The following is a 9800-nucleotide window of genomic DNA, read 5'->3' on the forward strand; positions in this document are numbered from 1 at the left end:
ACTGTAAAAAAACGATATTCTCCCCCTAAAAAATCGCAAAAGAAAGCATCCTAACTCTACTTTTTGCTTCAAGATTTTTGATTTCAGCTATTTTCATAAAGCTGGATTATTTTCGGCTGACTTTTTTAGTCTAAACTACAGAGCAACCCTTTGGGGTGTTAACTTCTTAAACAATTCATCTAAGGTAGTGTTGAGCGCACCGTGATGATTAGGATTACTGCTATGGTTATGCCGGTTGTTTTTGTGATCAAGAAACCCGCTTTCTTGAAGAAAGCGGGTTTCTTCAAGAAAGAAACCCGTTTTCTAATCTCTTAAGCCGCTAAACTGAGAATAGCTGCTTGTCTGGACTCTCATTTCTCAGATTGTAAAATAATGCAAATTTATCTTGACTATAGCGCCACTACCCCCACTCATCCCCAAGTGATCGAGCGGGTTGCCACTATTCTGCGGCATCATTGGGGCAATCCCTCCAGTTTACACAGTTGGGGACAGGATACGGCGACAGTCATCGAAATGGCCAGAGAACAGGTAGCAGGGTTAATTAATGCCAATCCAGACCAGATTATCTTTACTTCTGGCGGCACAGAAGCCGATAATTTAGCGATTATCGGGGTTGCTCAACAGTATAACCGCCCCCGTCATATAATTATTTCTAGTGTGGAACATTCGGCGATCGCTGAACCCTGTAAACAATTAGAGCAGCAAGGTTGGCAAATTACTCGTCTTCCCGTCAATCGTCAAGGTAGAGTTAATCCTTTAGACCTAAAAGCCGCAATTCAAAGCGATACGGTCTTAATTTCCATTATTTACGGACAAAGTGAGGTGGGAACCCTACAACCGATTGAAGAATTGGGCAGCATTGCCAGAGAAAGGGGTGTTCTTTTTCACACCGATGCGGTGCAGGTGGCGGCAAGATGCGATATTGATGTGCGGAAACTGCCCGTAGATTTATTATCTCTTTCTAGCCATAAAATTTATGGAATGCAAGGATCGGGAGCTTTATACATCAGAGCGGGTGTCGATATTTTACCATTACTGCGGGGCGGTGGTCAGGAAAAAGGTCTGCGATCGGGAACCCAAGCCGTACCAGCGATCGCTGCTTTTGGTTTAGCGGCCGAATTAGCCCAAAAAGACTTAATTAGCGAAAAAATGCGTTTAATAGCCCTGCGAGATCGATTATTTGACCTCTTAGCCGATTATCCTTATCTGCTGCCCACAGGGAACCGATTCTATCGTTTACCCCACCACGTCAGCTTTATTGTCCGTCCCGACGATGACAGTCACATCACGGGAAAACAGCTAGTTCGTCAGCTTAATTTAGCAGGAATCGGCATTAGTTCCGGATCCGCCTGTCATAGTGGCAAACTTTCCCCCAGTCCAATTTTAAAAGCTATGGGCTACAGCGATCGAGAAGCATTAGCGGGAATTCGTTTAACCCTGGGAAGGGACACCAGCGCAGCCGATATCGATTGGACGGCGCTTGTATTAAAACAAGTGATCGATCGCTGTTTATCTGCTTTAATTGTGAGCAAGAGTTAGTTTATGCCTCAAATTGCCCTTCAATCAAGATAATTTCGCCAAAATCGGGAATCCATGCCACCCAACGGCCCTGATCCTGTTCACAGAGTAGTAGTGCTTCATCAAAGCTGTATGGAGAGGGAAGCATTCTGAGTTGTACCCATGTATTCGCTTGGGGACAGGTAACAACGGCAGTAGTGCGAGATTGTAGTAAGGACATACACAGATCACCCTGATAATTCTGTATCTAAATTTACAAAAAAAACGATGACTGTGGATAACTTTGTTTTAAATCTTTACCTTTTCATTGGTAATTTGAGAAAAAATCTCTCTTTCTTGCCCACGGTTTTCGACTACCAATCCTAGTTAGGGTTTGCTGAATAAATGTGAAATATAGACGAGGTAAGGGTTTTAGGGTTCTGTTTCGCTCCCACAGATGCAAGATTTTGAGAGAATCGTGGTTCAAAACCTTGCGTCTTCATCGGCCCGCGTCCTGTAGGGGCGAAGCATTCGGGCAATAACCTATCGCTGAAACCGGAGATTTTCTAACCGAATGCTTCGCCCGTACTTTTTCAGCCAATCCTAGTTATGATCATTATTGGTAAATGATAGTTGATAACTGGTAATGGTAAGTTCTTTCCCTCGCACCTATAAAATCGCCGTCATCGGTGACGTTCACGACCAATGGGAAATAGAAGATAATTTAGCACTAGAAGCTTTACAAGTGGATTTAGCCCTATTTGTCGGCGATTTTGGCAATGAATCCCTAGAAATTGTCGGCCGGATTGCTAGTTTGTCCTTACCAAAAGCCGTTATTCTCGGTAATCACGACGCTTGGTATAGTGCCACCTCCTGGGGACGAAAAAAATGTCCCTACGATCGCGATAAAGAAGATCGTGTCACCGCCCAGTTAGAATTATTAGGGGTTGCTCATGTGGGTTACTCAAAACTAGACCTACCCAGTTTAGAGCTTTCGATTGTTGGGGGTCGTCCCTTTACTTGGGGAGGTTCCGAGTGGAAAAATGGAGAATTTTTTCAAGAACGCTATAATATCAGCAGTTTTGCCGAATCTACTGCCAAAATTATCGCTAATATTCAAGATACTGCCTATAATAACCTGATTTTTTTAGGTCACAATGGTCCGGCTGGACTGGGAAAGGAAGCGGAAGCTATCTGTGGTCGCGATTGGCGACCTTTGGGAGGGGACCACGGGGACCCGGATTTAGCAGCGGCCATCGCACAAGCACAGCTATTAGGAAAACAGGTTCCTCTCGTCAGTTTCGGTCATATGCACCACCGTCTCCGTCATACTACTTCCCGTTTACGCAATCCCGTGGTCACTTCCGAGATGGGAACTGTTTATCTGAATGCTGCTAGTGTTCCTCGCATTCTCCACTCTGATAGGGGTAAATCTCGCAATTTTTCCCTAGTCACTCTTGAAGAAGGTCTAGTCACAGAAGCATCTTTAATCTGGTTGAACGATAATTTCGAGATTATCAGCAATAGAAAACTTTATCACTTCGGGTCATCAATCGATCGCCTATCTCCCCAATCTTGTTATTCTTAAGTTACATCTCCCCACACCCCACACCCCACACCCCACTTCCTATAGATAGTTAATTTTTTGAGCGATTAGAGGTAAAGCAAGAGCGATAGCAACACTAACAATCATACCGATAAAAGCTTTCAAGGCATCCCCTAAAACCAATTTACCCGTGGCGGCTAAATTAGGGTTTTCTCTGGTTAAAGTCAGAGAAATTTCTCGACCTCCTAATAAACCTAAAAATACCCAAGTGGTACTCATGGGAATATGATTATAGCCAACGAAAAACAGTAAAATTAAGCCATAAATTAAGTTAATAATTGTTGCAGAACGCGGATCATGGGCGTTAGTTTTGCTAGTGACAATTTTCTCGATTTGACCACCATGATTAATAAAAATGATGGTTTGCAGGAGTAGCATAACTGTTAGAGATAAAACTAACCATGTTGCCGCTAACTGTCTGGGAAGATAGGCGAAAATATTAGCAAAATCTTGCATTAACCATTGACTCCAGAGAAACCCAGTAGATAACCACTGTAAAACTACCCAGATTTTTTGAGGTTCTTTATTAACTGTTTCTAGGAAAAAGTTTTCTAATTGATAAATAATTCGATAGATTACTAACCCCACTATAACAGCAATAGCATAACCCCAAGCGGATTTAATTAACATTTCATCTAGAGATTGGGGAGCAAAAACTGTTAAAACCAAAAAGGTTGTACTCACAGGTATTCCCCAAGTGGTGAGAATTAAAATTGCTAGGGGAGGAACGATATAAATCCAAGTAAAATTTTCTGGGAAGGGAATCATTTCTAGTCGATTATAAGCCACATCTCCCTGATTAATATACCAACCAGCGATAAAAATCGAGGCTAAGATTATACTGGAATACAGCCATAAAATCCACCAGGGACGTTCTTCATTGGCACTTAAAAAAGTACCTAAAGTCTGTAGGGAATCGTTGGCAACGATTGCATAAGCTGATAGAATAAAGCCAGCAATCATAAAAAAATTACTCATAGACAAGTGAAAAAAATAAAACTTAAAGTAATACAAATCCTGTTCAAACAGTAGAGAAAAGCGCAGAGGTAGGAGAGCGGGAAGTGGGGAAGTGGGGAAGTGGGGAAGTGGGGAAGTGGGGGAATTTCAACTAAAACCCTAACACCCTAACACCCCAACACCCCCCGCAATGCGCAAGCAGTGACCACCCTATCTTCTGAATCCTGACAACTGTATCCCCATCAATATAACTGCTATAACTGCTTAATTTTGCTTTAAAAAATCCCTAGCTAAATAGAAAGCGGCTAAACTACCAGAGACAGTAATTTCCTGGGGATTAATTTCCTGTAAAGGTCGCAGAATAACTTCAATTTCCTCGGTAACATCTAACTTTTGTTGACCTGTGGGGGTAGCATTAAGAGCCAAAAAAATATGAATTCTGTTAGTATCTTTAACAGGATTATCGTACAAAACAGCCAAAGCTATTAGAGAATCACTTTGATAACCAGTTTCCTCCTCAAATTCCCGACGCGCTGCTGCGGTAATATTATCTTCACCCGCATCCACTGCTCCAGCGGGAAATTCCAATAAAATTTCCTTAACTCCGTGACGATATTGACGGACAAAAACTAATTGATTATCCCCAGTAACTGGAACAACTAACACAATTTCAGGACGAATATTAACGAAATAATCATCGATAACTTTTCCAGAGGATAACTTCACCGCATCTTGACGGACTTGACACCAACGATTCTGAAAAACTAGCTCAGATTTAACAATTTGCCATTTTTTTAAATTAGTCATCGATAATCCTGTTATAATTGCAGTGAAATTACTAAACTCTTTCTCAGATAATTATAGCTATCTAGGGACTATTCCTGATAAAATTAAATTTTATACTCCCATCTCCCATGTCGTTAATTCAATGGTATCCCGGTCATATTGCCAAAGCGGAAAGAAAACTCAAGGAACATCTTAAACTCGTGGATGTGGTCCTAGAAGTGCGCGATGCTCGCATTCCCTTAGCTTCCCATCATCCGCAGGTGGACGATTGGATTGGCAATAAACCGCGCTTATTAATCTTAAATCGTCTCGATATGATTCCCGAATCTGCCTATCAACAATGGGTAACATGGTTTAAAAGTCAAGGAAAAACCGTCTATTTTACTAACGCTAAACAGGGAGAAAGAGTTAAAGCAATTATCAAAGCGGCGGAAAAAATTGGCGATGAAATTAACCAAAAACGTCAAATAAGAGGAATGTTACCGCGTCCAGTGCGTGCCGTGGTGATTGGGTTTCCCAATGTGGGCAAATCTGCCCTGATTAACCGTTTATTAGGGCGAAAAGTCGTCGCCAGCGCCCGCCGGGCCGGAGTAACGCGACAATTACAATGGGTGCGAATTTCCGACACCTTAGAATTATTAGACGCGCCGGGGGTGATTCCTTCCCGTTTAGAAAATCAAAAGGATGCGGTGAAATTAGCTATCTGTGAGGATATTGGGGATGCTGGTTATGATAACCAAAGGATAGCGGCGGCTTTTGTCGATTTATTAATAGAATTACAGTATGAAGGACTTTTACAATCTCGTTATGGGTTGAATACTCTAGACATGACCGGGGAGGATTTTATCGAAAAATTGGCCGATCTCAAATATCAAGAAGATAAAGAAAGGGCAGCCATGCAGTTACTCAATGATTTTCGTAAGGGAATAATCGGGGCTATCCCGTTAGAATTGCCCCCTTCCTCTTGAAATCGCCTGTTTTTAACTCAATAGTTAATTACCCAATTTGTCAAAATTACCGCCTGTTAGTCCACTGAGCTGCCGATAAGATTAAAGAAATCGGTAAAGTTGCGGGATCGATCGAACTGTGAAGGAAGATAGGGGATAAACGACAGAGATAACAAAGACTATGGGCAAACCGACTGGCTTTATCGAATTCCTGCGTGAACTTCCCTCCGAACTTACCCCCCTTGATCGCCTTCATAATTGGGATGAGTTTCATCTTCCCATGGCCGAAGATAAACTCCGCAATCAGGCTGCCCGTTGTATGGATTGTGGTACACCATTTTGTCACACGGGAACCCTAATTAGTGGCATGGCCAGTGGTTGCCCGATTAATAACCTGATTCCCGAATGGAATGATTTAATCTATCGAGGATTGTGGCGAGAAGCCCTCGATCGCCTCCATAAAACCAATAATTTCCCCGAATTTACCGGTAGAGTCTGCCCCGCTCCCTGTGAGGGTTCCTGTGTTCTCGGTATTCATAATCCCCCCGTTACGATCAAAAATATTGAATGTTCGATTATCGACAAAGGTTGGGAATCCGGTTGGATTACTGCCAATCCCCCCGCAATCCGTACCGGCAAAAAAGTGGCTGTGATCGGTTCCGGACCTGCTGGATTAGCGGCTGCCGACCAGTTAAATAAAGCTGGTCACTGGGTGACGGTTTACGAACGGGCCGATCGCCCCGGGGGCCTGTTGATGTACGGTATCCCCAACATGAAGTTAGATAAGGAAGAAGTGGTTCTGCGTCGTCTCCAGATGCTCGAACAGGAAGGGGTAAAAATGGTCTGTAACACGGAAGTGGGTAAGGATATCAGCAGCCAAGACCTATTAAACGAATATGATGCCGTGGTTATCTGTACCGGAGCCACCAAACCCCGGGATTTAAACATCGAAGGTCGCCAATTAAAGGGTATTCACTTCGCCATGGAGTTTCTCACCGCTAATACAAAAGCACTATTAGACGGACAACCCGGGGAAGATTTTATCTCGGCTGCGGGTAAAGACGTGGTAATTATCGGCGGTGGCGACACGGGAACCGACTGTGTGGGGACTTCCCTGCGTCATAACTGCCATAGCGTCACCCAATTAGAAATTATGCCGCAACCGCCCCGAGAACGGGCTGCCGATAATCCCTGGCCCGAATGGCCGAAAATCTACCGTCTGGACTATGGACAAGAGGAAGCGGCCGCACGTTTTGGCGATGACCCCCGGGTTTATACCACCACGGCGACTAAATTCGAGGGGGATAGCCAGGGTAACGTCACAGGGATTCACACGGTACAAGTGGAATGGCAACGCAACGAAAAAGGACAGTTTATCCCCCAACCAGTGGCAGGAACAGAAAAAGTCATCCCGACGCAATTGGTTCTATTGGCCATGGGATTTTTGGGACCAGAACAGCCTTTACTCGATGATTTAGGCTTAGAAAAGGATGCCCGCAGCAATATCAAGGCCGAACACGGTCAATTTGCCACTAGCTTACCGAAAGTCTTTGCAGCGGGGGATTGTCGTCGTGGTCAAAGTTTGGTGGTTTGGGCGATTAATGAAGGCCGCGGGGCCGCCAGGGAATGCGATCGCTTTTTGATGGGGGCGACGGATTTACCGTAAACCAGTAGTTACTCCCACCATTGTCCTGACTTGCTGGGGGTGTTTTCCCCTCGTTATCGTCAGGGACAAAAAGAGGCCTCAGCCATAGCCATCAAAACCCAACCGCGAGTCAAACCTTCTCAATCTGAAGAGGAGGAGGAGCGAGGAAACAATTGTCCCTATTGCCTATCCGCTCCCTGTTTAAACTGTTGCCACCGATGAATCAAGCACCACCTGTTCATTGGTGGGTAACTCCAGACAATAACCCGCACCGTAAACGGTTTTAATATAGCGAGGGTGGCGGGGATCGGGTTCTAGTTTCGTTCTCAAATGGCGAATATGAACGCGAATAGTCTCGATATCATCATCGGGATCATATCCCCAGACTTCCTTGAGAATATCACTAGGGGAAACGGTTTGACCGTGACGTTGGAGAAGACAGTGGAGTAACTCAAATTCTAGATGGGTTAACTTGACCACACTTTCAAACCAGACCGCCTCAAAACGTTCGGGAACCAGGGTTAAAGGTCCAAAACTGAGTATTTCTGAGTGTTTAGCGGCTTGGGGAATGCGATCGGTGCGTCTAAGGAGGGCGCGCACCCTAGCTAACATTTCCTCCACCTCGAAAGGTTTGGTCAGGTAATCATCGGCACCGGCGTTAAAACCTTCCACTTTATCTTGGGTTTGTCCTAAGGCTGTGAGCATCAAAATCGGGATGTCGGACGTGCGTTCATCTCGTCGCAAACGCTGACAGACGGTAAAACCATCGACTTTGGGCAACATTAAATCCAGCATGATTAAATCGGGTTGTAACTGGACGGCCAAGGCCTGGCCTTTAATCCCGTCCTCTGCGGGGTTAACGTCATAACCCGCCATCTCCAAGTTGATGGAGACTAATTCCGCGATTGCAGGATCATCATCGATTACAAGTATTCGGGGCATTACCAGAGTGTTATGACTAAGGGTTTGGGTAGGGGGTTGCTCAATGTGTTCTCGCTGACATCGCAACTATGGCTTTGTCTCTCAAGGGCCTGAGTTTAGCACAACATAAAGAATCCTGTACTGATTATAAGCATGATTGCTAAATTCGGTTTCAATTTGTGAAATTTTGCCTATATAAGTCTCCTGAATGTTAAGAATTTTTAAGAAGTGTAAACAGTGTTGGTCGAAAATTGATATTGGTGCCAGATTATACCCTCTCCTGCCCAAAGATCAACTAGGGAGCAGTTTTTCACTAATCTTTACAATTGCGCCATCTCGATGGATACCGGCTTCAACCGGCGGTTAAGTCCTGCTAGAGCTAAATTTCTCCCCTAAGCTCCCCCGGCGGCACTGTAAAAATTCTTAATAAAATTAGCGATCGATTCAGTTTAATCTACCAAAATAGGCGGTTTTAGTAAGCATCTGTAACGAACCCGATCCATTCTACTCATCCCAACAGGTGATCATAATATGAGCGTTAATTTATCAACTCAACTGCGAGAAGGCACGAAAAAATCCCACACAATGGCAGAAAACGTCGGTTTTGTCAAGTGTTTTCTCAAGGGGGTGGTGGAAAAAACTTCCTATCGCAAACTGGTGGCTAACCTCTACTTCGTCTATTCGGCCATGGAGGAGGAGATGGAAAAACTTTCCAGTCATCCCGTCGTTTCTAAAATCTGTTTTCCTGAACTCAATCGCAAAAATGCGCTAGAACAGGATTTATATTTTTATTATGGTCCCAATTGGCGCAACGAGATCGCTTTATCTCCCGCAGGTCAGGCCTACGTTGACCGGATTCGGGAAATCGCCACAACAGAACCCGAATTATTAGTCGCTCATTCCTATACCCGTTATCTCGGCGATCTGTCCGGGGGGCAAATCTTGAAAAAAATCGCCGAAAAAGCGATGAATCTGGAAACTGGTGGCACTGCTTTCTATGATTTCAAAGATATTCCCGACGAAAAAGCCTATAAAAACCACTATCGTCAAACCCTCGACCAGTTACCGGTAGATCAAGCCATGGCCGATCGCATTGTCGCCGAAGCTAACGCCGCTTTTGGCCTGAACATGAGAATGTTCCAAGAGTTGGAAGGTAATCTGATCAAAGCGATCGGAATTATGCTCTTTAATACTCTCACCCGTCGTCGCAGCACCGGCAGCACCGAAGCTGGATTGGCTACCGCCGAATAGTAGTCAAGAAAACCAAAAAAAACGGAAATTCTAGAATTGGGGTAATGGTCAGCCTTGACATCCTCGCCGCCCTAAAAGTGCGGCGATTCCTAAACCTCACGATTTAAGTTTCTGCTTCCACCACCGTCGCATACCACAGTTAAAAAACCATGTACTGTCTTACACAGAGTCCACAGACTTTCGCCCCATT

9 protein-coding genes are annotated in these 9800 nt (G+C 44.5%); 5 read left to right on the top strand and 4 right to left on the bottom strand.

Translation table 11 applies throughout. The features are described 5' to 3' along the window. The first annotated feature begins 372 nt into the window (after positions 1-372). Entirely contained in the window at positions 373-1539 is a 1167-nt protein-coding gene (locus O9324_RS20210; protein WP_288141143.1) for a cysteine desulfurase family protein, read from the top strand. A 1-nt stretch (position 1540) separates the two neighbouring features. On the opposite strand, the gene O9324_RS20215 is transcribed toward O9324_RS20210, so the two are convergent. Further along, positions 1541-1738, bottom strand: a complete 198-nt coding sequence (locus tag O9324_RS20215; protein ID WP_002768518.1) for a hypothetical protein — start codon at positions 1736-1738, stop codon at positions 1541-1543. 405 nt (positions 1739-2143) lie between these two features. Between O9324_RS20215 and O9324_RS20220 the strand changes: the two genes are divergently transcribed. Beyond that, the gene (locus O9324_RS20220; RefSeq protein ID WP_287629192.1) at positions 2144-3085 is read left to right on the top strand and encodes a TIGR04168 family protein; all 942 of its coding nucleotides are present in this window, start codon (positions 2144-2146) and stop codon (positions 3083-3085) included. Positions 3086-3124: 39 nt separating this feature from the next. Here O9324_RS20220 and O9324_RS20225 read toward each other — a convergent pair whose 3' ends face one another. After that, entirely contained in the window at positions 3125-4066 is a 942-nt protein-coding gene (locus O9324_RS20225; RefSeq protein ID WP_288141147.1) for a hypothetical protein, read from the bottom strand. Between the two features lie 258 nt (positions 4067-4324). Next, positions 4325-4867: an NUDIX hydrolase gene (locus O9324_RS20230; protein ID WP_002768513.1), complete on the bottom strand. Its 543-nt coding sequence runs from the start codon at positions 4865-4867 to the stop codon at positions 4325-4327. A gap of 107 nt (positions 4868-4974) precedes the next feature. On the opposite strand from O9324_RS20230, the gene ylqF reads away from it, so the two are divergent. Together ylqF and O9324_RS20240 are read left to right on the top strand one after the other, a co-directional pair. Beyond that, a complete protein-coding gene (gene ylqF / locus O9324_RS20235) occupies positions 4975-5814 on the top strand; it encodes a ribosome biogenesis GTPase YlqF (RefSeq protein ID WP_288141144.1) in 840 nt (279 codons plus the stop codon). Between the two features lie 160 nt (positions 5815-5974). After that, positions 5975-7459, top strand: coding sequence for a glutamate synthase subunit beta (locus tag O9324_RS20240; RefSeq protein ID WP_288141145.1), 1485 nt, complete (start codon positions 5975-5977; stop codon positions 7457-7459). Positions 7460-7639: 180 nt separating this feature from the next. On the opposite strand, the gene rpaA is transcribed toward O9324_RS20240, so the two are convergent. Then, positions 7640-8380 (bottom strand): two component system response regulator RpaA, encoded by a 741-nt coding sequence (gene rpaA / locus O9324_RS20245; RefSeq protein ID WP_002768502.1) that lies wholly within the window; start codon positions 8378-8380, stop codon positions 7640-7642. Positions 8381-8890: 510 nt separating this feature from the next. Between rpaA and O9324_RS20250 the strand changes: the two genes are divergently transcribed. Next, positions 8891-9610, top strand: a complete 720-nt coding sequence (locus O9324_RS20250) for a biliverdin-producing heme oxygenase (RefSeq protein WP_288141146.1) — start codon at positions 8891-8893, stop codon at positions 9608-9610. Positions 9611-9800: the final 190 nt, after the last annotated feature.

Origin of the sequence: Microcystis sp. LE19-84.1B (genome assembly GCF_027531875.1) — a bacterium.
Classification (GTDB): Bacteria; Cyanobacteriota; Cyanobacteriia; order Cyanobacteriales; family Microcystaceae; genus Microcystis; species Microcystis panniformis.